Origin of the sequence: Pseudoalteromonas sp. T1lg75, assembly GCF_002964705.1 — a bacterium.
Classification (GTDB): domain Bacteria; phylum Pseudomonadota; class Gammaproteobacteria; order Enterobacterales; family Alteromonadaceae; genus Pseudoalteromonas.
The window spans coordinates 1-454 of sequence record NZ_PQCD01000041.1; the positions used below are offsets into that span (position 1 = coordinate 1).

Annotated in this window: 2 tRNA genes; both read left to right on the forward strand. The window is 44.9% G+C overall.

Going from position 1 to position 454, the window contains the following annotated elements:
• Positions 1–185: 185 nt before the first annotated feature.
• A tRNA-Leu gene (locus C2M36_RS10120) sits at positions 186–272 on the forward strand.
• 104 nt (positions 273–376) lie between these two features.
• Positions 377–452 (forward strand) — tRNA-Gly (locus tag C2M36_RS10125).
• Positions 453–454 lie beyond the last annotated feature (2 nt).

A 454-nucleotide genomic window follows, 5' to 3' on the forward strand; every position in this document is an offset into this window, starting at 1 on the left:
ACTCTTCAATTAAAAGTTTTTTGAATCCGAAGATTCGGCGCTCATTGAATTCTGATTTTGATTCTTTCGAATCGAATTGACTGTGCTGAAACAAGTAAACTTGTTTCCGTTGGTCACTCAGTTCAATTGAGACTCTAAATTTGTTTGCGTCATCTAGCGAACTAGAATCTGCTGTTAGAACTCAAGCCCGGGTGGTGGAATTGGTAGACACAAGGGATTTAAAATCCCTCGCTGGTAACAGCGTGCCGGTTCAAGTCCGGCCCCGGGCACCATTTGGCTATTTAAGCCAAAATAGGAACACGAGTATAGCCCAGCTGCAAGAAGGTAAAGGCGCAACCTTAAACTTCTAGCGGTTAGATTATTCTCACTATGGAACGCGAGTATAGCTCAGCTGGTAGAGCGCAACCTTGCCAAGGTTGAGGTCACGAGTTCGAACCTCGTTACTCGCTCCAAT